This is a genomic window from Ruegeria sp. N7 (assembly GCF_056531345.1).
Window position 1 is genome coordinate 25,651 of the sequence record NZ_JBQFLR010000017.1, and the last position, 24,663, is coordinate 50,313.

Below are 24,663 nucleotides of genomic sequence, written 5' to 3' on the forward strand. Positions count from 1 at the left end.
ATGGGTCCTGCACGCTACTATTTCTCCATTTTCCTGCGGCGGTTTCCGTATTTTCTGGTCGTCGCCTTAGTTGTGTCTGTTGCGTCATTCATTGTCGCCAGAGCACTACCCGCTACATATGTATCAACGATGCGCCTGATCGTTGAATCGCCGCAGATTCCGGGAAATTTGGCGGCAAGTACCGTCACGACACCTGCGGCGGAACAGCTTCAGATCATCGAGCAGCGCCTGCTGACCCGCCCGATCCTTCTGGAAATCGCCCGGGAGTTTCAGGTTCTAGCTGACCAGGATGAGGCAAGCCCTGATCAGATTGTCAAAGCCATGCGTAAGAACACTTCGATCTGGATTTCCAGTGGCCTCAATCAGGCCAACCTAATGACAATCAGTTTCGAGGCTCGGACCGGCCCGATTGCCTCTGGCGTATTGAATGCGTATCTGACGGAAATCCAGAAGTTGGACGTCTCGTATCGTAAGGATCGTGCCACTGACACGCTGGCCTTCTTCCAACTGGAAGTCGACCGCCTGAGTAATGAGTTGAGCAAGCGCAGCGCTCGCATTCTTGAATTCAAGAATGACAATTCTGATGCGCTACCTGACAGCCTACAGTTCAGGCTGGCTCAACAAGGGGCGCTACAAACCAATCTTGAACAGACCGACCAGCAGATATTTTCCCTCCAGGCGCAACGGGAAAACCTCATAAGCATCTTCAGTTCTACGGGTCAGGTTGTCGGTGTTTCGCCGCAAAATCAGACCCCGGCACAACAACAACTAAGTCAGTTACAAAATCAGCTCGACAACCAGCTTGTGATCTATTCCGGTAGCAGCCCGCAGATCAAACTGCTCCGCGCAAGAATCGAAAAGCTTGAGCAGGTTGTGGCTGCCGAACAAGCAACAGCCCCGACGCAACCTGACGTACAGACGGGCAATTCGTCCCTTGACCTGCAACTGGCACAGGTCGATTCGCAGATTGCGGCACTCGAAGACCAACGCCGCGTGCTTCAGGACCGGCTTGACGCACTGACCCTGACGATTGACCAGACCCCGGCCAATGCCATCACACTTGCAGAATTGCAGCGCGAACACGACAATATTCAAACCCAGTATAATGTCGCTGTCAGTCGGTTGGCCGATGCTTCGACCGGAGAACGGATCGAAGTCACGTCCCAGGGGCAGCGTATTTCCGTCATTGAACACCCATCCACGCCAACCGAACCGGCCAAGCCGAACCGGCTGATGATTGCCGGAGGCGGAGCAGCCTTTGGCATCGCACTGGGGCTGGGGCTTGTGGTTCTGCTGGAAATCCTGAACCGATCTGTACGTCGGCCGGAAGACCTGATCAGCAAGCTTGAGGTCTGGCCGATTGCCACCATTCCCTATGCCCCTTCAAGGGGTGAAGTTATCCTGCAGCGAACCGTATGGGGTGGAATCATATTAGCCATTCTAGTCGGGGTTCCCGCTGCGGTCTGGACGGTGCACACCTATTATCTGCCCCTCGATCTTATCGCAGAGAGGGTCATGGATAAACTGGAGACATTCTGGTGAGTATTGTTTCGATTGATTTGGTGGATTTGTAATGGACCGTCTTCAGCAAGCTATTCAGAAAGCGCGTGAAGAACGCAACAGCCGGCAGCAGCTTCAGCCTGTGCCTCCCGCAGACATACAGAAGTCCCCGGCACCGCAAGAAAGCGGTGACCAAGATATTTGGCTGGCTGTGCCAGAGATACAGATCGAGCAACGCTTTGTCTCTCGCAACCGTTTGATGTCATTCCATGGGGGTGCGGACGCCACGCCCTATGACATGTTGCGCACCAAGATGCTGCAGCAGACCCTTTCCAATAACTGGCATCGGGTAGCGCTGACTTCCCCTTATAGTGGATGCGGCAAAAGCACGACAGCTGCCAATCTGGCCTTCAGCCTGGGGCGGCAGGAAGATTTGCGCACGATCGTGATCGATTTCGATATGCGGCGCAGGGGGCTGGCTGAGATTCTGAAGCAAACCGGCAGCTACAGCATGGCTGACGTCATTCAGGGGGCCGTACCGTTTCACGAACATGCGAAGCGTTATGGCAAGAACGTCATCTTCGGACTTAATTACACGTCCACCCGCAACCCGGCGGAAGTCTTGCAAAGCCGCCGGACAATCGAATTTCTCGAACAACTCGAAGCAGAATACAAACCCGACATCATTCTGTTCGACACCCCCCCCCTGATGATGAGCGATGACAGCCACGGATTTCTTAGGAATGTTGATTGCGCCCTGCTTCTGGCAGCAGCCGAAGAGACCAGCATTGATCATATCGACGTGGCCGAGCGGCAACTGGCAGAACTGACCAGCGTCATGGGTATTGTGTTGAATAAATGTCGGTACATCAGCGGGACTTTTGGCAATGAGTACGGCTCCTACTGACGCTGTACCGACTGATGCGGTAATTATTCCCCATTATAACGATTTGCCCCGGCTGGAACGGTGCCTTCAGGCTCTCAGAGAGAATGATTTGACGGCGACGGAAATCGTCGTCGTTGACAACAACTCTCCGGTATCGCTGGACACGATACGCCAGACCTTTCCCGAGGTGCATTTTGTTGTGGAACCCCAAAAGGGCGCGGCCCATGCCCGCAACCGCGGGGTTGCCGAAACCAAAGCGCCCCGACTGTTTTTCATCGATGCTGATTGTGTGCCCGCGCCGGACTGGTTGACCGTCGGGCGCCAGATCGCGGATCAGGCCGATCTGATTGGTGGCCGGGTAGATGTCTTTGACGAAACGCCACCCCCGCGCAGCGGCGCAGAAGCGTTCGAGGCTGTTTTTGCATTCAACTTCCGCAGGTATATCGAGGTTCAGGGGTTTTCCGGCGCAGGAAACCTGTTGACCCGGAGGGATGTGTTCGATGCGATCGGCGGATTCGTCAACGGTGTATCGGAAGATCGGGAATGGACCATGCGCGCGGTCGCGCGCGGTTACAGCCTGAAATACCGGGACGACTTTCGCGTCAGCCATCCGTCCCGTCAGGACTGGGCCGCGCTCAAAACCAAGTGGCAGCGTACGACACAAGAGGCGTATCTGCTGCATGGCACCAACCCCGGCGCGCGGCTGCGATGGGCAATCCGTGGATTGGCCATGCCTGCCAGTGCGATCGTGCATGCACCAAAAGTCATCTCCAGCGGCAAATTGGCCTCGACAGGAGAAACCTGGCGGGCGATTGCCACGTTGTTCCGGCTTAGATGTCAGAGGATGATCTGGATGCTGCGCCAGGCAGCGAGTGGCGACATCTGAGCTTGCCAAACAAAAAGGGGCCGCAAAACACAGCCCCTTGTCTTAATCTGTCGGGTTTGCGCGCCCGTTCAGGCAGCTACTTTGCGGCGGCGCGTCAGGGCCAAACCGCCAAGCGCAGTCAAAAGCAGCAGACCACCTGCGGGCAGCGGAACCGCAGCTACGTCAAAGTCAAAGCTGATCGGACCACCATTCGTCGTCGCTTGCGCATTAGCCCAGCTGAACACCAGGTTCTGGCTCAGGGAGTTCGGGCTCACGCTGCTAAACAATGTGCTGAGCGTGGTCTGGATGCCGCCCAGAACCGCTGTGCTTGCCAAAACGTTGCCGGGGTTTGCCGCGTCAACCCAACTCATGGTCAGACCTGTGAACGCACCCAGTACCCGAATGGTGACCGATGCATTTGCCGTCGCTATTAGCGGATCAACCGGAGATGTGAAGTTGACCGAGTACGAACCAGGCCCACCGAGTGTGGAGACAGATCCGATAAAGGCCGTATCCGATTTAATGTCATAGCTGCCGCCTGCCGTCACCGAGGTCAGCGCGCTGGCCGATCCAGCCATCATCACAGCAGCAACAATCCCCGCCGCCATCATTTTCAAACTTCTAAACATGCAAAGTCCCACCTTTGATTTTTATACACACAACCCGCTCGAAATCCCGGCAGGGCACCTACTGAAGTCATTCATAATTCATTTCAATTTGATTGCGAAGGATTTTTCGAAAGAATGTGTCTTTTTCTGGGCATTGAGCTGCTTTACGCAGCACAATAGTCGAATGTAACTATTTTTGTTTCCGCATTGAGAACCGGAATCGTTTGAATAAGACGAATCTGCGTCTGGGAGAGCGCGGTGGACTTCCAAAATTTCTGAGGTCTCCGTCCCGCTCCAGACATAGTCTTCGGGGCTCCTTGATGCAAACCCGCACCAAACCAATCCGTCTTTAGGTGGAATCGAAACTGCCTTACTCACATGGCAGGCAACTATCCGTCGCAAAGCTGCGAAACAATCCCAACTATTTGGCCTAATTGTTCAATTTGGAATATCTGCGAACCGCATCTGAACGGAAAAATGGAAGAAAGCTGAACTCAGCCGTATTTCTCCTTCGATGGCCAGAAAGTTTCGTGTAGCTTTGGCTTGTTATTGTACCAAGTTCAGGCACGCATTATCAATCGGAAGTTGCAGTTTAGCCGTTTGTTTCGAGTGCCTGCCTATTTAGCGAGGAGACATTGCGCATGGGCGTTGGCCAGAACATAGCCGCTGAGAATGCGAACTGGACCTTTGGGGGCAGTGTTCCCGATACGTTTGTAGACCACATCAAATTGTCTGTTCCTCTTTATGAAATGGGTCACGGCCTGATCTGTCAGGTTTCCGATTTCTTCGTCCGCAATGACAGTCTCTGCTATGAAATCGGCACATCGACCGGAGAGTTGATCCGCAAGCTGGCAGAACATAATGCGGGAAAGCCTGACGCACGCTGGATCGGCATCGATGTCGAACCTGAAATGGTGAAGGTCGCCGAAGCGCATTGCGCGGATGTCCCGAACATTTCCATTCTTCATGACGATGCCCGTCATATGGAGATGGAAAAGGCGGACATGATCGTCAGCTATTATACCATGCAGTTCATCCCGCCCCGGTACCGGCAGGAACTGTTCACCAAGATCTACAACACCCTGAACTGGGGCGGGGCGTTTGTCATGTTCGAAAAGGTCCGGGGGCCGGATGCGCGGTTCCAGGATCTTGTGACTCAGCTCTACAACGAATTCAAAATCGGCAACGGCTTCTCAAGCGAGGAAATCGTCGAAAAGGCGCGCAGCCTGAAAAGCGTGCTGGAGCCGTTTTCCACCCAGGGCAATCTGGATCTACTGGGCCGGGCCGGTTTCAAGGATGTGATGAGTATTCAGAAGTATATTTGTTTTGAAGGTTTTCTTGCTATCAAATGATTGCTTAGCACGATTTCGGACGGCGGCCACAGTGGAATTCGGCCCCAAAGCCCGCTGGACGGAGGCGCCAGGAACGCTGATGAACACGTCTGTTTCAAATTTCAATGACCCGCGCCCGGACATCGGGCCCAGTTCAGGCGTGGCTGCATCCCGCGCGACCGGATCAAATGCTGCGGAAATGACATGAGCGTATCGGCACCTTCGGACAAACTGGCCTTTCATACCCGGTCGGCCCTGCTGGCCACGCTGGCGGTTCTTGCCTGTCTGTCCGTGTTTCTGATCAACGGCGGTCCGCTCTATTATTTCGACACAGGCAGTTATATCCGGCAGGGCAGCGTGGCCCTCAACAGTCTTCTGCCGCCGGTGAACGAAACCAGCACGACGGGCGGCACTTACACCGCAGATGACGACGGGACTGCGACCGGCTCCCGCTCGCTGATCTATGGCCTCATCATAGCGGCGTTTTTTCGCGCCGACGCCCTTTTCGCTGTTCCGGTCATCCATCTGGCAGCCACGCTTTTTGCGGTCTGGATGCTGGCGCGGACGGCTGGCCGTTCTCTGGACGGTGCGCAGAACACAATGCTGATGACCGCAATCCCGCTTCTGGCGGCGGCCAGCACCTCTTTGCCGTTTTACATCGCCTATATGATGCCGGACATATTCGCACCAATTCTTCTGATCGCGATTGCGGCACTCACCGCCTTTGGGCAGACAATGCGCCTTTGGGAGCTTTTTCTGATCTCGGGGCTGGCTCTGTTCTGCATTGTGCTGCATCCATCGCACCTGGCGATCACAGGGCTGATGATCCCCTTTGTCGCTCTGGCGGCCCTGGGTCGCAGGATGCCGGGGCGCTGGCGCGCGACGGTCCTGATGGTGATGCTCCTGACGCTTGCGGCGGCCGAGCGCAAGGCCTTCCAGATCACCGTTGAAGCCCAGATGAACAAGGAAGTTGTCTATACCCCGCATATCACTGCTCGGCTTATCGTTGACGGGCCCGGGATGGACTATCTGGATGATGTCTGTCCGGATGCAGATATACCAACCTGCGCGCTACACGAAGCACTTACATGGTCGGATGATCCCTACAGGCTAACCCCATCCCATATCATTTTCGAACGCTCTTCCCGGCTGGGGTCGTTCCAGTTGATGTCGCTAGAAGATCAGAAACAAGTAGCGTTGGCGCAGCGGGACTTTGCCAAGGCGGTCTTCCTATCCAAACCTATTGCGACGTCTTTCGCATTGGCCAAGAACGGCTATCACCAGATTATGCGCTATAGCATCGCCATGACAATTCCGACGGATGTGGAATTAACCAACGCGCGCGGCCTGGCCCGCCTCGATGAGGCTCAGTACGATCTGATTCAGAAAGGGAACCTAGCCCAAGACAGATCCTGGATCGAAGCCGTCGATCTTCTGCACGGTATCATCTATGCTGCATCGTTCATCTTTATTGTAATTATTCTGGTAAGGTCGGGTAGCGTATCGCGGGATGTAAAACTATTCGCCCTGTTCATTCTGATCGGGATTGCAGTGAATGCGCTGGTCTGTGGCGGGGTCTCGCAACCCGCAGACCGATATGGTGCGCGCGTGATGTGGCTACTGCCCTTTACGGCTGCCTTTCTTTTTCTTGTTCAGCGTTCGTCAGTGTCGCAAGGCGCGGCCGGAGAAACCTCGTGACTTCAGATCAAACCCTTTCCATCAGCGTCGTCATGCCCGCCTACAAGGCCGAGCGTCTGCTGCCCCGTGTCCTGACACCCCTGATTGAAATGCTGAACACCGGCCAGGTGCAGCAGGTTCTGGTCGTCGATGACCAGTCCCCGGACGGGACTGCGGCCCTTGCCCGCGAAATGGGGGCCACGGTTCTGACCACGCCAGTCAATGGCGGACCGGGGGCTGCGCGCAACCTGGCCGCCGAACACGCCACCGGTGACATCCTGTGGTTCGTCGATTCCGACGTCATCGCCTGGCCCGATGGCCCGGAGCATATCCGCCGTGCCATGTCCGAGGATAATGTCGGCGCCGTGTTCGGATCCTATGACGACGCGCCGGATGGGCAATCGTGGTTTTCGCGTTACAAGAACCTTCTGCACCGCTATCACCATCAGCGCGCCCGCCGCGAGGCGCGCACCTTCTGGGCCGGATGTGGTGCCATCCGGCGCGACGTGTTTCTTGAGGTCGGTGGCTTTGATGTGAAAACCTATGAGGTCCCCTCGATCGAGGATATCGAACTGGGTTACCGGATCGCGGGGACCGGTCGCCGTATCCTTGTCGAGCCACAGCTGCAGGGTAAACACCTGAAAGTCTGGACCATCCGCAACAGCCTGAGCACGGATATTTTCTGCCGCGCCCTGCCCTGGGCCCGGCTGATGATCTCGCGTGAGGGGCTGACGGATGACCTGAACACCTCAATGGCCGAGCGGGCGCGGGCTGCAATTGCGGGGCTGTTGCTGCTGTCGCTTCTGGTCCTGCCATTCTGGCCGGGGGCATGGCCCCTGCCCTTATTGCTGCTTGCAGCCGCCTTTGTCGCCAATTTCGATCTGGTGCGCGCCATGTCCGGGCATGGCGGACCGTGGTTCGCATTCAAATGCCTGCTCTATCACCAGGTCTATTATGTCTACTCGGCCACCATCTATGTCTGGTGCCTGTTCGAATATCACGTGCTGGGGCAGAAACAGAAACTCCATGTCACGCGGAACTGACTGTTCGCGCGACATGGGGCGTGCCAGAGGCAGGTTCAGAACTGCTTCGCGGGGAGTTGTTCGAACGGTAATTTCTCAACCTGATCGAAGCGCGGGTTGCTCTCATGTACATAGAACGTGTCGTAAAGCGAATTGCGCACGAAATGATAGCCATTGGCGAACAGCAACTCGTTGAGCTCCGGCGTCGGGCGTTCGATTGTCATGGCCAGGAAACGGTATTTGTCGAATGGGAAATTGCGCAGAATCCGCGTTTCCGACCCTTCGACATCCAGGCTGAAGTAATCGATATCCTTGGGCGCGTTATAACGATCGAACACCTCATCCAGAGGTACGGCCTCAACCGTAACAACCTTGCCCTTTTCCCGGAACCGGGCCAGTTTCGAAGCGCGTCGCTCGGTCATATTGTCGGCCTCATCCACCAGCAGGCTGCTGCGCTGGCCGTCAATCATGAACTCCAGCTTTCCCGGTTCGGGATCAACCGCCAGCGGAACCGGGGTGGCCGTGCGGTGATGCCAGTTTGTAATCCGATGGTAATTGACCGGGTTGGGTTCGATCAGCAAACCGGTCCAGCCATAATGCTTTTCCAGAGCGAACGTGTTTGAGTCTGAGAATCCATCGGCGGCACCAAGCTCGACAAAAAAACCATTGCGCTTGCCATTATAGACTTCGTTGATCACCCACATGTCCTGGCCCCTGTCAGACACACGTTTGGGCAGGTAGCCGAGATTGTTCATGGCGAACCGGCGGCTGACATTCCGGGCGCTGACCACGCCGATATAGGCGAAATAGGCAGGCTTCTGGAGGACCGGGTATGATTCAACCAGTTTTGCAAGATTTTGCTTCATAGAGTTCTCCATTTAACTGCCCGTTATCGTTCTTCCGGGCAAATACATAGTTCCACAGCTACCGGCTATTTTAGTCCGGCAACCCTTGCGATGTCCCACACCGGGTGCGGTATCTCACGCGCACCGCGTCCGAAAATGATATCAAATGGCACATGATAAACTGGTGCGATACTGATCGGCTGCCCAGTGTTGTGCAGATCGCTTTCGTAGACCGCACTGTCCCGCGTCACCAGCACCCAACTGTCAACTGCATTGCCAATTATGCTTTCACCTGCATGCAACGGTGCATCTGTTGCTCGAATGAAGTAGTCCGCCGCGGCATCTTTCCGCGGTGACATCCTAGCATACACGTAAACCGACAGCGCACCGGCCATGTATCGTTCTTCCAACTCGGCCTGTGTCCAGATTGGTGGAAAGGCCTCGTCGATCAGTGCCTGAACTGCGCCGATTTCTTTTGGATCGGGGAATGGCCCAGCATCGACTTCGAACGCGATACGATCGGCCAGATCCCGGGTCAAAGTGAACGGTCGCAGCGTTTCAGGCCAACTGATCCAGAGACTGATCGCCAGCCCGGTCAGTGCACAGGTAAGAGCTGGCGTAGGAGCCGCCTGAACCGGACGCAGGCGCCAGAATATGATCAGCGGTATGATCATTGCAGGCGCGAAATGATGTGGCAGAATGCGGTAAGCCTGTACATAAAAGAACAAAACATACGCAATGACAGACAGCGTCAGCACTCTGGACAACTTGTCCTGCCAGCGCCAAGCCAGTAAAGCTAAGCCGGGCAAAATTCCACTGGGTAACAACCAGAACAGAATGCGCCCGGTATCAAATATCGTAATGAAGCGCAGGCGCTTCAGGATGCTGCTGGTATTGAACTCTGTGGATAGGCTTATTACTCCCACCACCCCCAACAGCATTTCAAACAGCGATGCCAAAACCAAGATGGCCAGAGCAATCCCCCCCCCAATGATCACCTGTCGGAACGGGAAAGGGCGGGTTAGAAGAAAATAGGATATCAGAAAAAATCCGATCAGAAGAAGACCGTTCGGCGCAGTCAGCAAGGTCAAAGTGGATACAACCGCCATCCAACCGAACCTGCGCTCGTTGAAGAACAGGATATAACCCAGCACCCCCAGCAGGATCATCGGTTCACGCGCCATGGGCAGTGCGATGTCAGCGAAATACGGATTGTAGGATGGGTTGAATGCCATCACAAAAGAAAACAAAAGGAGAGCCATACCCAGCCCAAGCACTGCCCGCACATCGCCACGCGTTTCGCTGGGGCGCACAAAAGCGAGCATAACCCCGAACAAGATCGAAACACCCGGTAGATAGGCAAGGCGAATAGAGATTTCATACGGTCCGAATATCCGCATAAACCCGGCCTGCAGGAATGTTTCCGTCATCATTTTAGGGGTTGGATACCCTCCGATTGCACCGGATTCCGGAGGCCAGAATGGCAGACCTCTAGTTATAAACAGCATTGCGTTCAGAAAGCTGTGTGCGCCGTCATCGTTCAGCACCTCCCAATAGAATTTAGGAGACATCAGCAACAGTACAGCCAGAGGCAGCAGGACCATGCCTGCTATATCACAGCCTCTGCCCTGAAATATCTTGGGTTCAGAACCGCTCGGAAACAGGTAAAGACCCATCAGGCAAAGCAGCAGGATCAGCACTATGAAAGCGGTTTCGGTCATCTGAACACTGCTGACAACCTGAACCAGCGCCGCGATGGCGGGGACACCAAACAGTGAAAGTGTAAACCCTTTAAGTAGCCAATGTTCAAACCGATCCCCGGACGTGCGAATTCCCCATGCCAAAATCAGACCGGGGGCCAGAAAAAACGCCGAAGCCGACAAGGCAACTAGGGGAACCCAGATGTAAAGAAATAGCGCGTCATCTGCCACGAAATAAGGGGATGCTCCGTCCGCCAAAGCGGCTTTTGCAGACAATGTTGCCGCAATATCCTGTCCGACCAGCAAAATACCGGCTAGTGCAATCAAAAACAAAGAAAGGCGCAATACCATCACATCTTATATGAACTCGTCAAAATGTAGCAGGTGAACATTACCCAATGCCGAATATCGTTCCATTCGACCACCAATGTATTGGTAACATGCAAGTCATATTGTGCTGTCAGTTTTTTACCGAATAGGTGCATTACACGTGTGATGCGACATCAATACAGCAGATTAGACAGCATTGGCGGGCTATCGAAAACAAAAGAAGCGCCTCAATACTCGGTGTCAGAGCTGGTTCCGGAAATATGTCGGAACAAGCTGATCTGTTTTCAGTTCCATATTACACGCTTGGAAGCGCACCTTGAACGGTACGTCGCACGACCTTGCACAACGCACCGAATCCCTACACCAGATTACTCGCTCTGCCCGAGATGGTGTCGTCCCGTCTCAAAGCGCCGCCCTGTTACTAAGATTCTCTGAAGAAGTCTGGTTCTTTTGCTTGGGCTTGGCTTCAAACTCTTCGTGATAAGAGCGCTCAACATTGACGTCCCAGACGTCATAGTTCTTGCCCATGATATTGCGGGCGGCATACATCGCCGACAGCATGGAATGATCCTGGTTGTTGTAGCGGTGCAAACCATTGCGACCCACGGTCTGGAAGTTTTCCAGCGTCTTCAGCCAGTCGCTGACCGTGTCCAGTGCCTCTTTGTATTCGCTGTCATAGACCGGATAGGCCTTGGGCTGCCGGATAACCGCGTGATCAATGACGTCTCTGGCCTTGGCCAGACCAAGCTTTTCAAGCTCTTCACTGGCAAGATGCCTGAGATCTTCATCACTTGACGACCACAACCCGTCACCTTTCTGGCAGAAATATTCCATCCCGATCGAGGCTGTATTCTGATCGGGCAGCATTTCTGCAGACCAGGCTCGGAAATTCTGGATGCGACCAACCTTCACCTGTGGGCTGTGGATGTAAATCCAGTTGTCCGGGAACGGATCGGCGTGATCCAGGATCAGGGTCACGATCAGGAAATCACGATATCGCAGACGGTCTGCCGCCTCGACGACCTCGGGCGGCGGCGGCGGATCAAAAGCATGGATCAGATCACGAACGGCCATCGAATTGACAAATTCTTCGCCCTCCACCCGTTCGGTGTGTTTTTCGCCATCTTCAGTCCAGTGGCGCACATCGATCGAAGTGACGCGATTGCCATCACGGTTCACCTGGACCACTTCGGAACGGGTTTCGACCGAACCGCCCTTTTCCTGGATCAGATCGCGGGTCTTTTCCCACATCATGCCAGGACCCAGACGGGGGTACTGGAATTCCTCGATCAGGCTGGCCGTATCATTGGCACCCGAAATCGCATTCCAGACCGCCTTGGGCAGGGACAGGTTCTTGATCCGCTGCGCGGCCCAGTCGGCCCGGATTTCCGACGGTGGAATACCCCAGACCTTCTTGGTGTAGCTGTGGAAGAAATGCATGTAAAGCCGTCCGCCAAAGCGATTGATCACCCATTCTTCAAAGGTGTCTTCCTGCGGTTTGGGCCGAATCTTCCATTTGATGAAGCTGCCGATGATCTTGTAGGTCTCGTAAGGGCCTATGTTGCCAAGGGCGTTGAAGATCCGCAGCGGATAATCATAGAACTTGTTGCGGTAGAAGATGCGGCTCATGCGCTGCACGGTGATGAAATCGTCCCCCATCACTTCGTGCCACATATCCTCGACTTCGCCAACTTTGGTGAAGAACCGGTGTCCGCCTATGTCAAAGCGGTAGCCCTTATGCGTTTCAGTTCGCGAGATGCCACCAACCATGTCCGAGGATTCAAACACCCGGGGAACATGTGCGTCGCTCAGTTTTTGAAGTTCATAGGCAGCTGTTAGCCCTGCAGGGCCACCACCGATGATGACAACGGGAACAATATCTTTTTTCAAATGACTAACACCCATACCAAAACACTGACCTAAGGCTACAAGAGGTTATCTGGGATTCACAACAAAATCCTGTCAGCTCCCGAAACGGGGCTCCTGCGCTTTGAGCTCCACCCCTTCCGCGCAGAAAATCAACCATCCAGTTTGACGAACCGCACTTGCGTCCTTCTTTGCAAATCGATGTCAGACCCAAACCGATTTGCCTGTGCCGAAAGTCGGTCCCGGCTGTGCGAGGCCGACGGTCCTTCACACCGCCCGAAACAGTACGCGTTTTCCACAATACCCTGAAACATAACGATGATTGTTGACTGGCACAGCCAACCAAGACTCCCCGTCCGGAAGCGAAACATACATTGAATCCACACACCTCTTGCTCGGCGCTCTACCTGAATCTTGAACGCATTTTTCAGGCTGCGTCTGTGATGTCCTTCACTATATCGACGGCCCGAAAGGGCGCGTCAACAATATCGTCTCTTTCTCCCCATTGTGTATGGTTGAGCGCCAAGGCAACAGGAAATTCAGCGCCACACGACTCGTGGCTTTGTGAATCTTGACAGGGTGGCGGCGCTGTCGTCCTAATGCGTGCGAATGTTTGCAATAACCCGGATGCCCAGATCCGGGTTAAGACGAGTGTATTGGTAGCCAGTCTCGTTGTTAACGAGGGAGCAATTTTATGAAGTGCGTTATTCTGGCCGGCGGCTTAGGCACGCGGCTCAGCGAAGAAACCGTCAAGATACCAAAACCCATGGTCGAGATTGGTGGTAAGCCGATCATCTGGCATATCATGAAAATCTACGCGGCCCATGGCGTCACGGATTTCATCGTCTGCCTGGGGTACAAAGGTTATGTCATCAAGGAATTCTTCGCGAATTTCTTTCTGCACAACTCGGACGTTACGATCGACCTGGCCAATGGCGGTCTTGAAATTGCAAACAGCAAGTCAGAACCGTGGCGCGTGACATTGATCGACACCGGAGACAACAGCCAGACTGGTGGGCGACTTCGCCGGGTCATGCATCTGCTCAAGGATGAAGAGGCGTTCTGCCTGACCTATGGCGACGGTGTTGGTGATATCGACATTCGGGCCGGGATCGATTTTCACCGGGCGCATGGCAAGCTCGCAACCGTCACGGCAGTTCCTCCGCCCCGCCGCTTCGGCCAGCTCGAGCTGCAGAGCAATCAGGTCCTGAATTTCTCTGAAAAACCCGTCGGGGATGGTGGGCTGATCAATGGCGGGTTTTTCGTGCTGTCCCCCAAAGTGGGCGATTACATTGATGGCGACGATACCGCCTGGGAACGCAGCCCCCTGATGAACCTGACGCGCGATGGCGAGCTGATGGCCTTTGAACATAAAAGCTTCTGGCAGCCCATGGACACTATTCGCGAACGCCAGGAACTGGAAGAACACTGGGCCACAGGCAATGCGCCGTGGAAAATCTGGGAATGAGTGCGAGCGCGTTTTCCGGACGCAGGGTGCTTGTAACCGGGCATACCGGATTCAAAGGCGCCTGGCTGGCTGCCTGGCTGGCCGAGGCTGGTGCAGAAGTCGCCGGATACGCCCTTGCCCCCGAAACGAAACCCAATCTCTGGGCATTGCTGGATCAGCGCAAAATAAGGTCGGTCACCGGCGACCTGAATGATCGTGCGGCCCTGGACCGGATCATCGCGGACACCGACCCTGAATTCGTCTTTCATCTGGCGGCGCAATCCCTGGTCCGGCGCTCCTATCGCACTCCGGTTGAGACCTTCGCCACCAATGTTCTGGGCACAGTTCAGCTTTTGGACGCACTGCGTGCAGCCCCGAGCCTGCGCGCGGTGGTGGTGGCAACCTCTGACAAGGCCTACGAGAATGTCGAACAGGTCTGGGGCTATCGCGAAACCGACCCGATGGGCGGGCATGATCCGTATTCCGCATCGAAGGGTGCGACCGAAATAGCGGTCGCAGCAATGCGGCGCAGCTATTATTCACCGGATGCCGCCGATCCACATCCGGCCCGGATTGCCAGCGCACGCGCGGGCAATGTCATTGGCGGTGGCGACTGGGCCGAAGACCGTTTGGTTCCCGATATCGTGCGCGGCTGTCTGAGCGATGAAGGACGCGTCGTATTACGCTATCCCGACGCAATCCGCCCCTGGCAACATGTTCTGGAACCTCTCAGGGGGTACATGATGCTGGCCCAGAAGCTCGAACAGGACGGTGCCTTCGCAGCGGGATGGAATTTTGGCCCCGAACGTGACGATGAACGCCCGGTTCTGGATGTGGCCCAGGCGGTCATCAAGGCGCTTGGGCAGGGCCGGATCGATATCGACACCCCGGCGGATGCGCCGCATGAGGCCAAGATGCTTCGGCTGGATGTATCGCAGGCGCGTGCACTTCTTGGCTGGCGCCCGGTCCTGAGTTTTGACGACACCGTCAGGCTGACGGCAAACTGGTATGCGGGCTGGGCCCGCGGCACTCCGGCAACCGAGCTGTGCCACGCCCAGATTGCCGAATTCGAAACACTGAGCATGAGACAGGTATGACCGGCACGACCCATCCCACCTGCCGCCATTGCGGCGCGGATCTTGAGATGACGCTTGTCGATCTCGGACTGTCCCCTCTGGCCAATTCCTATGTCGACCCCGCGAAAGCGGACAAACCGGACCCGGTCTATCCGTTGCACGCCCGCGTCTGCACCGAATGCTGGTTGGTTCAGGTGGATGATGTCGTACCGGCGGAAGAGATTTTTTCGACCGATTACGCCTATTTCTCCAGCTTCTCGGACAGCTGGCTGGCCCATTGCCGGGATTACGTGGAAAAAATGGTCGACCGGTTCGATCTCGGGCCGGATGATCTGGTGATCGAGATCGCCTCGAATGACGGATATCTGCTGCAGTATTTCGTTGAAAAAGGCATCCCGGTTCTGGGGATCGAACCTTCAGGCAATGTGGCGGCGGCGGCACAGGAAAGGGGTGTGCGCACGCTGGTCGATTATTTCGGTGAGGCGCTGGCCCGAAAGGTTGCTGCGGTCGAGAAACCCCCGGCCCTGATCGCCTCGGCCAATGTGCTGGCGCATGTGCCTGACATCAACGATTTCGTTGCTGGCATCGCCACCCTGCTGACGGGGGACGCGGTCTATACAGTTGAATTCCCGCACCTTCTGAACCTGATCAAAAGCGTGCAGTTCGACACGATCTATCACGAACATTATTCCTATCTGTCGCTGCTGGCGGTCGAGACAATCTTTGCCAAGGCGGGTTTGCGCGTCTTCGACGTCGAAGAGCTGCCGACCCACGGCGGATCGCTGCGGGTTTATGCCTGCCTTGAAGGGGCCAGCCACCCCGAAGGGCCGGGCTTGGCCAAGGTCCGCGCGGATGAGACTGCGGCACAGTTCGACCGGCCTGAAGGTTACATGAATTTCACCACTCAGGTCGAAGCGCTGCGCGATGGGTTGCTTGCCTTCCTGCGTGAAACAAAGGCGCGGGGCGACACGGTTGCCGCCTACGGTGCCGCTGCCAAGGGCAATACGCTGCTGAACTATGCCGGGATCGGCCCCGATCTGATCTCTTACTGCGTCGACCGCAACCCGGCCAAGCAGAACACGCTGCTGCCTGGCAGCCATATCCCCGTGCATGGAGTCGAAGCCCTGCGCGAGGCGCCGCCGGATTACGTGCTGATCCTGCCCTGGAACATCCGGGATGAGGTCATCGGGCAACTGTCCGACCTGAAGGTACGGTTCGTGACCGCCGTGCCGGAAGTCAGGATCAGCTGATGGCACGGGTTCTGCTGACCGGCGCAACCGGATTGATCGGACGCGCGACGGTTCCGGCTCTGACACAGGCGGGCCATGAGGTGGTGACGCTGGGCCGCAACCCGGCAAGCGACATCCCCTGTGACCTGCTGGACCCCAGCGCCACCACAGCAGCTCTTGAAACAGCTCGCGCCAGCCATCTGGTTCATCTGGCCTGGCATGACGGACCACGCGACCGCTGGGCTTCCCCGGCCAATCTGGACTGGATGGCCGCCACGCTGCACTTGGTGCGGGAGTTTGCGCGCATCGGCGGGCGGCGTGTGGTCTGCGCCGGAAGCTGTGCCGAATATGACTGGTCGGTGCCGGAGCTGACCGAAGCAACACCTTTGCGGCCCCGGACCCTGTACGGGGCCGCAAAGGCTGCGACCGGTCTGGCGCTGTGCGCAGGCCAGGATGCGCTTGGCCTGTCTCTGGCCTGGGCCCGCATCTTCTTTGTCTACGGACCGGATGAACCGCCGGGCCGGTTGTTTGGCGATCTGATTTCAAATCTGAAGATAGGCGAGCCCGTAGATTGCACCGATGGACGACAGGAACGGGATTTCCTGCATGTCGATGATCTGGCGCGCGCGCTGGCGCTTTTGCTGGAAACCAATGTCACCGGCGCGATCAATATAGCAAGCGGCACCGCCGTCCCGGTCCGGCAGTTGATTGAAGAGGTCGCAAACCAGATGCATCACCCTGACCTGATCCGGCTGGGGGCTATCTCCCGCGCGGCAAATGATCCCGACCGGCTGGCAGCGGATGTAACCCGGCTGCGGAAGGAAGCCGGATTTACCCCGCAACATGATATCGTCTCAGGGGTGGCGGACATTCTTTGTACAGAAGGGGCCCGCGTATGAAAAAGCTGCTTATCCCCCGAAAGAAATCATTCATGCGCTTCGCTTTGGTCGGGGTACTGAATACGGCGTTTGGCTATGCGCTGTTTACCGGCCTCAGCCTGTCAGGCCTGCCACCGCAAGCCGCACTGGCGATTTCGTTTTCTGGTGGAGTTTTGTGGAACTTCATGACCCACGCCCGGCTTGTCTTCGACACCAAGGGTTTTGGGCGTTTGCCCTATTACGTGCTGTCCTATCTGTTCGTCTACGCGTTCAACGCCCTTTCGCTTGAGGGTTTGCTGTCCGCTGGTCTGCAACCGATCATCGCGCAGGGGTTACTTGTTTTGCCTACCGCCATCCTGGCCTTCATCATGATCTCCAGGGTGTTGACGGGTCACTTCCCTTGGCAGCAGAGTGTTTGAAGATGATTAAAAATAACATTCCGGCACATTGGCCATCGAAGTCCAAACCGACCGTGGAGCCTAAAATTTGACATAAGAACTGTACCGCGAGGATAGTTAACTAATGCGTCTTTACCTTGCCGATCTCGGCCATAACCTCGTTACCGCTACGTCGGACACCTATCCGCTGGGTGTCGGCAATCTTGCTACTTTTGCCAAAACCTATGCCAAAAGCCCGACACCGTTGGAGGTTGCAATCTTCCGCGACCCTCAGGAATTGAAGGCAGCCATTGATGCGGCGGTACCCGACATCATTGGTTTCTCAAGCTATTCCTGGAACCACCACCTGGCCTTGTCCTTTGCCGACTACGTGAAAGCGATCAATCCCAATGTTCTGACCCTCATGGGCGGCCCTAATTTTCCGTTGACCGAAGAAGAACAGGACAGCTGGATCCGGACCATGCCACAGATCGACATGCATGTGCGCGGCCCCACCTATGAGGGCGAGCGTGCATTCCTCAGCACGCTGCAACGGTTCATCGATGTCGGCGCCCGCCGCGAAGGCATGTGGGAAGAGGCCGTCGATGGCGCGCTTTACGTGCATCCGAAAACCGGAGAGATCCTGCGCGGGAGCGAGCCGCCCCGCATCCGCGATCTGGACGAAATCCCGTCACCCTATCTTGCCGGGCTGATGGACAAGTTCTTTGATACCGGCCTGTTTGCACTGATGCAGCTGGCCCGCGGTTGTCCGTTCACCTGCGCATTCTGCAACTCGGCGGTCAAATCGAACTCGAAAGTTTTCCGCCATTCGTTCGAGCGTACCAAGGCCGATCTGGATTACATCGTGGCCCGCATCAACCATGCCAGCCCCTTGTGTTTTGCTGACGATAATTTCGGCATGTATGTGCAGGACGAAGAAGTGGCCGACTATCTGGGCCATCTGATGGATAAATACGACTGGCCCAAATACATCCGGACAACCACCGGAAAAAACCGCGGCGACCGGATCATCAAGGTGATGCGTAAGGCCAAGGGCCGGTTGCCAATGACCTCATCGGTTCAGTCCCTGAATCCGGTAGTTCTGAAGAACATCAAACGCGACAACATCAGCCTGGATACCTATACCGAGGTGCAGCAGGAGCTTCATTCAAAGGGCATGCAATCCTATGGCGAGCTGATCCTGTGCATGCCGGGTGAGACCAAGGAATCCTTTATGGATGCGGTCGACAAGCTGATCGAAACCGGTGTCAGCCGGGTGGCGGCACACCAGCTGATGCTCCTGCATGGCGCGCCACTGGCCAATCCTGACAGCCGCAAAGAATTTGGTTTCAAAACCCTGCACCGGGTCGTTGCCCGATGCCTGGGCAAATATAACGGCCCAACCGTGGTCGAGACCGAGGAAATGGTGGTCCAGTCCGAGAATTTTTCGTTCCAGGATTATCTGGACACCCGTGTTTTCCATCTGCTTCTGACGATCTTCTATTATGAAAACAATTTCGAAGAAGCCTTCCGGCTGGCGCGTTCTCTGGACATCCGACCGTTCCAAATCATCAAACATATGCAAAAGATTCTGGATCAGGCACCGGAGCCGTTCCGCAATGCATTGGCTGGTTATCTGGAAGAGAACCAGGCTGAGCTGTTTGAAACCCGCGCCGATTGCGTGGCTTGGGCGCAGGACAATTACGATGACCTGATCAGCGGTGAACTGGGGGGCAATCTGCTCAGCAAATACTCGATGATTGGCCGGTTCATTGTACTGGACGAAGCGCTTGTTTTCCTGAAGCGGGCCATCTCGGACCTGCTGGATGAAGGTGATAACGAAGCGCATGCGATGCTTGATACGATCATCAACTATTACAGCGCCGTGATGCTGCATGCTCCCTTTTCACAGAGTCTGGAGCATGAACCGGTCTGGAGTTCGTCATTCGATGTCGAGGCCTGGCGAAATTCGGGGTATGAAGGCTCCTTGCGTGATTATCAGTTTGACACCCCGCGTGAGTTCCAGACGCAGGTCGATCCTCGTGTGAAAACGACCCTGCTGTCCCGGATCGACACCTTTGGCGAGCATGCCTCGGGGTTGGGCCGGTTCACGCGCACGATGTTTGCCAATGATTTCAGACGCAACTTTGTGGCCGCCGAAAACCAGCACGCTGCTGAGTAATTGCGCTCGGGAAAACCCGACTGACCCGGGGCGTGTCAGTCTGCGTCGCGCAGGTAAACAACCTCGCGTCCGGGGAAGGCAGCGATAATAGCCGCGTTCTGATCCGGCCCCAGATCATTGAGGAAGATTGGTTTGTTCTGTGGCAGAAACGGATCGTTGAGATAAAGCGCAGACCCGATGTCTCCTTTTGCCGAGACAAAAATCAACGCATTGCCCAGATCAGCGGCTTCAACCTGTCGCCTGATGTCACCGCTATACCCGCCATATCCGTCATATTTCGAAACACCACGCCAGGATGTGAAACTGACAACCGAAATGGCGCAGAGCAGCAGAACAACACAATGCAGGCGGCCGCGATACTGCTCGGGCAACCGGTCATTGATCGCCTCGATCCCGGCCGCGGACAAAACCAGGATAGGCAGCAATGCCGTGTGCCAATAGCGCGGTCCGAGGTAGAAGGTGCCTGTAAACCAATAGAAGAACAGAACAGCCACGAGGGCCGCAAAGATCACCAGCATCGCACGGTCAAACCCGGTCAGATTTTTGTGCCAGATAAAGACGATCCAGAACGGAACCAGCGATCCGAATGTCCAGCCCAGAAGTTCGAGGTTAAGCGAGGCAATCGCGTTGATCAGGTTCAACACAGCCTCGACGGGGCTGTGTCCGATCCAGATATCCAGCGCCCCCCAGCTTTGGGCGGGCGGCCCTACATTCTCGCCAAACCCAAACGCATTTCGCGCATCCGGCCACAGGCGGCTAAGATAGTCGGCTTGTGCGGTCAACAACGGATCGCCCGTGATCGCTTGATTGACCAGAAAAACGACAGACCCGGACAGGATGCCCCCGACACCACAGGCAAGCACTTGCCCGATCCCGGCAGGCAGTCGGCGAAGCACCCACAGGCCTGTCAGACCACCCACGATCAACCCGTCCAACGGTCGGGTGACAAATCCCCATCCCAAGGCCAACCCGGCGGCAAATGCCAGGAATACCGCCCGGCGGGCAGACCCCTCTCCGGCCCGGATCAAACACCACCAGGCCAGTAAGATCGTCACCAGCATAAGCGCGTGGTTCATCAGCGTGGCCCCGACAGCCAGCACCCAGGGTGAGGTTGCCATAAGCAACGCGACCATATCCGCGCGTTCCCGGCTGACAGCCCGGCGGACAATGTCATGAGCTAGCCAAACTGATATCCCGGTCAGGATCGGATTGATCACCCATGGCGCCCCGACCAGCACCCCAAGGCTCAAAACGATGGCCCAGCCCTGTGCCGGAACACTGATCCATTTGCCCTCATGTATTTCGAGAAGATAATATTCCAGTGCGGGGTGTGCCGCTTCGGGCGGGGCCGGAGCCCAGAGCGTGCCAGCCGCAAAGGTCCGCGCCTGAAAAAGATAGGCCAGCTCATCCTCGACATGGGGCACCTGATCGAACGCCGTCCAAGCCAGTATGGCGCTGACCAAAGTCGCAAACACCGCCAAACCAGCCGCCGGGATACGCGGCATGTGATCAGGCCCGACGACAACAAACATGGCCAATAGCATGGCCAGTTGAACCAGTGACAACATACCGCCAACACCGATCTGCAAGCCATAGGCCACATGATAGCCATAGGCGATATAAGGAGTTGCCGACAGGCTGAAAATCGCGACCAGAACCATCAGCAGAAACAGGCGAAATATCCCCGCTTTGGCGAAAAGACCGCCGATGGCTGCGCGCCCTGAGGGCCGTATGAGAACAACGCCGATCACCGCCGCCTGCATCGCCAGTATCGCCAGCATGATCAGGTTCTCAGGCGGGTCCGCAGAAATCTCAAGGCGTGGAAACCAAAGCGGTTGCGTCAGCCACAGCCGGGCTGCGCCACCCAAGAGAGCTATTGCGCTCAGAATGCCAAACAGAACCTGACCACGCAGCCAGAAGAAGCCCAGAAAAAACACCGAGGCCACCACCATGCACCCAAACCATATGCGCAGCTCGGGCAGAGTTGCATTGGTAATCGGTGCGTCAACAGCCCAGGCCGGGCTGGCGCAGAGCGCCATCACAAGCGCAAGGCCGCACCATTTGCCGCGGCTCAAACCGGCAATCATGCCAGATGCTCGTCTCTAGTCAGTGCCGGGTCCCGCGCAGGACCTTCAATATTGATGCGCTCCTGCTCGGTCACGATGGGGCCGCCGCGTACCTGATTGTGGATCGAGGTGATGTATTCCCCCAACATTCCAATAAACAGCATCTGGATACCTGACAGGAAAAACAGGGATACGATGATGGTTGTCGTCCCGCGTGGTGCCTGATCGGGATTAAAGAAAAACAGAACCGCGGAAATGAGCGAAAACAGAATACAGCCGGCCGCAATCACCAGTCCGCTGATCGTGCAGAACCGCATCGGGGCACGCGTGAAAGAAAAAATAGCATTCAGCGCCTGATCGGTCAGCGCCATCAAGCTGTGCTTGGTCAAGCCGCTTTTCCGCGCCTGCCAGACATAAGGTTTGATGATCCGGCGGAAGCCGCAGCTGGCAATGATGCCACGGATATAAGGGTAGTGGTCATTGTGGGCCAGCACTGCCTCAAGCACTTTGCGGTCAATCAGTTGAAACTCTCCGACCGATGGTTCCAGCCAGACATCCGACAGACCATTGACGATCCGATAGAAAAGGCCGCGTGCGTTGCGCATCACGAACCCTTCCTCTCGGGTACTGCGGGCACCGGCCACCACGTCATAGCCGCTTTCCCACAACTCGACGAACTCCGGGATCAGCTCAGGCGGGTCCTGCAGGTCAACAGGCAGCATGACAACAACCCCGTCACCAGTGGCATAGCGCAACCCGTTGAAGGTTGACCGGAACACCCCGAAATTGCGGGCATTGACCACCACTTTCACGTCCGAATCCTTTGCGGCGATCTCGCGCAGGATATCCACGGTCCGGTCCGTGGAGGCATTGTCGATGAAAATATGCTCGCGCCTGTAGCCCGGCAGTTCCTTGTCGAAAATCGACTTTACGGTTTCATAACAATTCGCCACGTTGTCTTCTTCATTGAAGCATGGCGAGACAATGGAAATTGTTTTCATAGCTCTATTTAACATCAAACAGCACCGCTTACCCCAACAATACCCGGGTATAATTATATCATCCCGCGAAGTTCGGGATTCGCACAACATCTAACCTGCGGGAATACCATGAAATAACGTGTGCTCATCGCAACATCAAAAGCCCAATTCGCCCCTCTTCTGCGGCAAGAGTATCTTGCCATTGTTTCCAGCACGGTTACTCGGCTTAGTGTTCCCAGATATTGTAGACAGATAAACATTCAGATGAACCGCAAAATCCGCAATTCACTTTTCAAACTCCACACCTGGCTGGGGCTGCATCTGTCGCTTTTCTTCGCATTCATGTTTCTGACCGGCACACTGCTGGTCGCCGGGTTCGAACTTGAATCAATCGGTCGTCCGGGCATCTGGAACACGATCGACAAGGAAGAGCGCACGGCCAGCTTTGGCATGATCTATGATGGCATCAAAGCGGCCCATCCCGAGAGTGGCATCTTCTTGATGATCAAGCGTCCAACGCCTTGGTTTGCGGATCGCACATTTGGTCGCACGGGCTGGGGAGAAAATGTCAGTTTCTGGACAGACCCCGTAACCGGTGCCGTCGTCGGAGAAACGCGACCCAATGGATTTCGAGATATCCTGCGAGGCTTGCATGATACCTTCCTGACCGAGAAGCGGATTGTTTTCATGCTGGTCAGTGCCACATCTGTGATCCTGCTGTTTCAGATCATCAGCGGCCTCATCACCTATCGGCGTTTCTGGAAAGGGTTTTTCCGCTGGCCCAGCCGTGCGGGCGGGTTGCGCGCATGGGCGGGCAGCACACACCGGCTGACCGCTCTCTGGTCAGCACCCCTGCTGATTTTGACCGCTGTGACCAGTTTCTATTTTCTGCTGGGCAGTCTGGGGTTTGAAAGCACCCGACCACAGCCCAAGCCACCAGTGCCGCGTGAAACCATCCTGCCGACAAATTTCGACGCCGACCTTATCAACCAGGCCGAAGCCCGCGCCCGTGACGCCTTACCCGGGTTCGAGCCCTTCATCATGTTCCTGCCTGATAAACCAACTGGGTCGTTCGGGTTCACCGGACATGCCGCAGGGCATTCGGGCTTTTTTGGACCGAGTAACGTATCTATTGATCCGGTGACGCTCGAGGTTCTGGGCGCTTACACCCCAGATGAGATTAGCGGGCTCGCCTACTGGAAACCTCTTATGGACATGCTGCATTTTGGCACCTGGGGTGAGGCGTTTTCGATGGCGCTGTGGGTCATACTCGGGCTGATCGCGACTGGCCTTGCTGTCACCGGTGCTTTGATTTTTGCAGGTCGACTTGCCCCTGAAGCTACGCAATATGGGCCGCTCAGACGTATCTGGTGTGGTATGGGATGGACCCGGTGGGTGTATTTACTACTCGTACTGGGTGTTTTGGCGGTCGCTGTTACCCGCTTCGGCCCTGGTTCTCATGCCAAAACCAGTGCGTTTGCTGTCGATGCCCCACCCTCGGTGGTCTGGATGTTTATGCATGCACCACTCAGACGTGACATACTCCTTGATGTCGAACTGCGGATAAGTGATCCCGATGTCAACACCGTCTCCATTGAAATCAATGGGAAAGAGGTGCAATCACTTGAGATCACGCAGATGGGCGAGACTGTCATAGCACCTTTCCAACTACTACCCTCAAACACGGAAAACACCATTATTGCCCACCTACAAAAAACGGATGCAGACACAAAAACCGTTACATTCCGACTAGGGCAACCTCTGTGGTAAGCGAAGCTCCACCACTTTTGATCAACAA

At 55.9% G+C, this 24,663-nt stretch carries 19 protein-coding genes; 13 read left to right on the forward strand and 6 right to left on the reverse strand.

The window, feature by feature from the left end; genetic code table 11:
• From ACR0ES_RS16370 to ACR0ES_RS16380, 3 genes are read left to right on the forward strand one after another with little or no spacing between them, the layout of a single operon-like run.
• Positions 1-1,542, forward strand: a complete 1,542-nt coding sequence (locus ACR0ES_RS16370; protein WP_480871314.1) for a GumC family protein — start codon at positions 1-3, stop codon at positions 1,540-1,542.
• Positions 1,543-1,573: 31 nt separating this feature from the next.
• Positions 1,574-2,407 (forward strand): CpsD/CapB family tyrosine-protein kinase, encoded by an 834-nt coding sequence (locus ACR0ES_RS16375; RefSeq protein WP_480484436.1) that lies wholly within the window; start codon positions 1,574-1,576, stop codon positions 2,405-2,407.
• Complete coding sequence (locus tag ACR0ES_RS16380) at positions 2,388-3,272, forward strand: glycosyltransferase family 2 protein (protein WP_480484435.1); 885 nt, start codon at positions 2,388-2,390, stop codon at positions 3,270-3,272. The genes ACR0ES_RS16375 and ACR0ES_RS16380 overlap by 20 nt, the downstream gene beginning before the upstream one ends.
• Before the next feature lie 68 nt (positions 3,273-3,340).
• On the opposite strand, the gene ACR0ES_RS16385 is transcribed toward ACR0ES_RS16380, so the two are convergent.
• Positions 3,341-3,880, reverse strand: coding sequence for a VPLPA-CTERM sorting domain-containing protein (locus tag ACR0ES_RS16385; RefSeq protein ID WP_480484434.1), 540 nt, complete (start codon positions 3,878-3,880; stop codon positions 3,341-3,343).
• Positions 3,881-4,500: 620 nt separating this feature from the next.
• Here ACR0ES_RS16385 and ACR0ES_RS16390 point away from each other — a divergent pair.
• From ACR0ES_RS16390 to ACR0ES_RS16400, 3 genes are all read left to right on the forward strand, one after another.
• Positions 4,501-5,211, forward strand: coding sequence for a methyltransferase domain-containing protein (locus ACR0ES_RS16390; RefSeq protein WP_170347013.1), 711 nt, complete (start codon positions 4,501-4,503; stop codon positions 5,209-5,211).
• 183 nt (positions 5,212-5,394) lie between these two features.
• Positions 5,395-6,888, forward strand: coding sequence for a hypothetical protein (locus tag ACR0ES_RS16395; RefSeq protein ID WP_480871315.1), 1,494 nt, complete (start codon positions 5,395-5,397; stop codon positions 6,886-6,888).
• Positions 6,885-7,910: a glycosyltransferase family 2 protein gene (locus tag ACR0ES_RS16400; RefSeq protein ID WP_480871316.1), complete on the forward strand. Its 1,026-nt coding sequence runs from the start codon at positions 6,885-6,887 to the stop codon at positions 7,908-7,910. The genes ACR0ES_RS16395 and ACR0ES_RS16400 overlap by 4 nt, the downstream gene beginning before the upstream one ends.
• 35 nt (positions 7,911-7,945) lie before the next feature.
• Here ACR0ES_RS16400 and ACR0ES_RS16405 read toward each other — a convergent pair whose 3' ends face one another.
• The 3 genes from ACR0ES_RS16405 to ACR0ES_RS16415 form a co-directional block, all read right to left on the reverse strand.
• On the reverse strand, positions 7,946-8,755 hold the full coding sequence (locus tag ACR0ES_RS16405) for an FkbM family methyltransferase (protein ID WP_209507445.1): 810 nt from the start codon (positions 8,753-8,755) through the stop codon (positions 7,946-7,948).
• Between the two features lie 65 nt (positions 8,756-8,820).
• The gene (locus tag ACR0ES_RS16410; protein WP_480871317.1) at positions 8,821-10,785 is read right to left on the reverse strand and encodes a hypothetical protein; all 1,965 of its coding nucleotides are present in this window, start codon (positions 10,783-10,785) and stop codon (positions 8,821-8,823) included.
• A 381-nt stretch (positions 10,786-11,166) separates the two neighbouring features.
• Entirely contained in the window at positions 11,167-12,654 is a 1,488-nt protein-coding gene (locus tag ACR0ES_RS16415) for an NAD(P)/FAD-dependent oxidoreductase (protein WP_480871318.1), read from the reverse strand.
• Between the two features lie 670 nt (positions 12,655-13,324).
• Between ACR0ES_RS16415 and rfbF the strand changes: the two genes are divergently transcribed.
• The 6 genes from rfbF (at position 13,325) to ACR0ES_RS16445 (ending at position 19,819) form a co-directional block, all read left to right on the forward strand.
• On the forward strand, positions 13,325-14,098 hold the full coding sequence (rfbF, locus tag ACR0ES_RS16420) for a glucose-1-phosphate cytidylyltransferase (protein WP_480871319.1): 774 nt from the start codon (positions 13,325-13,327) through the stop codon (positions 14,096-14,098).
• Positions 14,095-15,174, forward strand: coding sequence for a CDP-glucose 4,6-dehydratase (rfbG, locus tag ACR0ES_RS16425; protein ID WP_480871320.1), 1,080 nt, complete (start codon positions 14,095-14,097; stop codon positions 15,172-15,174). Before rfbF ends, rfbG begins: the two co-directional genes overlap by 4 nt.
• A complete protein-coding gene (locus ACR0ES_RS16430; protein ID WP_480871321.1) occupies positions 15,171-16,403 on the forward strand; it encodes a methyltransferase domain-containing protein in 1,233 nt (410 codons plus the stop codon). The genes rfbG and ACR0ES_RS16430 overlap by 4 nt, the downstream gene beginning before the upstream one ends.
• The gene (locus ACR0ES_RS16435; protein WP_480871322.1) at positions 16,403-17,281 is read left to right on the forward strand and encodes an NAD-dependent epimerase/dehydratase family protein; all 879 of its coding nucleotides are present in this window, start codon (positions 16,403-16,405) and stop codon (positions 17,279-17,281) included. The genes ACR0ES_RS16430 and ACR0ES_RS16435 overlap by 1 nt, the downstream gene beginning before the upstream one ends.
• The gene (locus ACR0ES_RS16440; protein ID WP_394389142.1) at positions 17,278-17,679 is read left to right on the forward strand and encodes a GtrA family protein; all 402 of its coding nucleotides are present in this window, start codon (positions 17,278-17,280) and stop codon (positions 17,677-17,679) included. Before ACR0ES_RS16435 ends, ACR0ES_RS16440 begins: the two co-directional genes overlap by 4 nt.
• A 103-nt stretch (positions 17,680-17,782) precedes the next feature.
• Positions 17,783-19,819 (forward strand): B12-binding domain-containing radical SAM protein, encoded by a 2,037-nt coding sequence (locus tag ACR0ES_RS16445; RefSeq protein WP_480871323.1) that lies wholly within the window; start codon positions 17,783-17,785, stop codon positions 19,817-19,819.
• 35 nt (positions 19,820-19,854) lie between these two features.
• On the opposite strand, the gene ACR0ES_RS16450 is transcribed toward ACR0ES_RS16445, so the two are convergent.
• Both ACR0ES_RS16450 and ACR0ES_RS16455 read right to left on the reverse strand, forming a co-directional pair.
• On the reverse strand, positions 19,855-21,906 hold the full coding sequence (locus ACR0ES_RS16450; RefSeq protein ID WP_480871324.1) for a glycosyltransferase family 39 protein: 2,052 nt from the start codon (positions 21,904-21,906) through the stop codon (positions 19,855-19,857).
• Complete coding sequence (locus ACR0ES_RS16455; RefSeq protein WP_480871325.1) at positions 21,903-22,886, reverse strand: glycosyltransferase family 2 protein; 984 nt, start codon at positions 22,884-22,886, stop codon at positions 21,903-21,905. Before ACR0ES_RS16455 ends, ACR0ES_RS16450 begins: the two co-directional genes overlap by 4 nt.
• Positions 22,887-23,129: 243 nt before the next feature.
• Here ACR0ES_RS16455 and ACR0ES_RS16460 point away from each other — a divergent pair, with 243 nt between their 5' ends.
• Positions 23,130-24,635, forward strand: coding sequence for a PepSY-associated TM helix domain-containing protein (locus ACR0ES_RS16460; protein WP_480871326.1), 1,506 nt, complete (start codon positions 23,130-23,132; stop codon positions 24,633-24,635).
• Positions 24,636-24,663: the final 28 nt, after the last annotated feature.

Coding starts and splice junctions, on each gene's coding strand:
- ACR0ES_RS16370 (WP_480871314.1), top strand. CDS start 1: ATGGGTCCTGCACGCTACTATTTCTCCATTTTCCTGCGGCGGTTTCCG.
- ACR0ES_RS16375 (WP_480484436.1), top strand. CDS start 1,574: ATGGACCGTCTTCAGCAAGCTATTCAGAAAGCGCGTGAAGAACGCAAC.
- ACR0ES_RS16380 (WP_480484435.1), top strand. CDS start 2,388: ATGAGTACGGCTCCTACTGACGCTGTACCGACTGATGCGGTAATTATT.
- ACR0ES_RS16385 (WP_480484434.1), bottom strand. CDS start 3,880: ATGTTTAGAAGTTTGAAAATGATGGCGGCGGGGATTGTTGCTGCTGTG.
- ACR0ES_RS16390 (WP_170347013.1), top strand. CDS start 4,501: ATGGGCGTTGGCCAGAACATAGCCGCTGAGAATGCGAACTGGACCTTT.
- ACR0ES_RS16395 (WP_480871315.1), top strand. CDS start 5,395: ATGAGCGTATCGGCACCTTCGGACAAACTGGCCTTTCATACCCGGTCG.
- ACR0ES_RS16405 (WP_209507445.1), bottom strand. CDS start 8,755: ATGAAGCAAAATCTTGCAAAACTGGTTGAATCATACCCGGTCCTCCAG.
- ACR0ES_RS16410 (WP_480871317.1), bottom strand. CDS start 10,785: ATGGTATTGCGCCTTTCTTTGTTTTTGATTGCACTAGCCGGTATTTTG.
- rfbF (WP_480871319.1), top strand. CDS start 13,325: ATGAAGTGCGTTATTCTGGCCGGCGGCTTAGGCACGCGGCTCAGCGAA.
- rfbG (WP_480871320.1), top strand. CDS start 14,095: ATGAGTGCGAGCGCGTTTTCCGGACGCAGGGTGCTTGTAACCGGGCAT.
- ACR0ES_RS16430 (WP_480871321.1), top strand. CDS start 15,171: ATGACCGGCACGACCCATCCCACCTGCCGCCATTGCGGCGCGGATCTT.
- ACR0ES_RS16435 (WP_480871322.1), top strand. CDS start 16,403: ATGGCACGGGTTCTGCTGACCGGCGCAACCGGATTGATCGGACGCGCG.
- ACR0ES_RS16440 (WP_394389142.1), top strand. CDS start 17,278: ATGAAAAAGCTGCTTATCCCCCGAAAGAAATCATTCATGCGCTTCGCT.
- ACR0ES_RS16445 (WP_480871323.1), top strand. CDS start 17,783: ATGCGTCTTTACCTTGCCGATCTCGGCCATAACCTCGTTACCGCTACG.
- ACR0ES_RS16450 (WP_480871324.1), bottom strand. CDS start 21,906: ATGATTGCCGGTTTGAGCCGCGGCAAATGGTGCGGCCTTGCGCTTGTG.
- ACR0ES_RS16455 (WP_480871325.1), bottom strand. CDS start 22,886: ATGAAAACAATTTCCATTGTCTCGCCATGCTTCAATGAAGAAGACAAC.
- ACR0ES_RS16460 (WP_480871326.1), top strand. CDS start 23,130: ATGAACCGCAAAATCCGCAATTCACTTTTCAAACTCCACACCTGGCTG.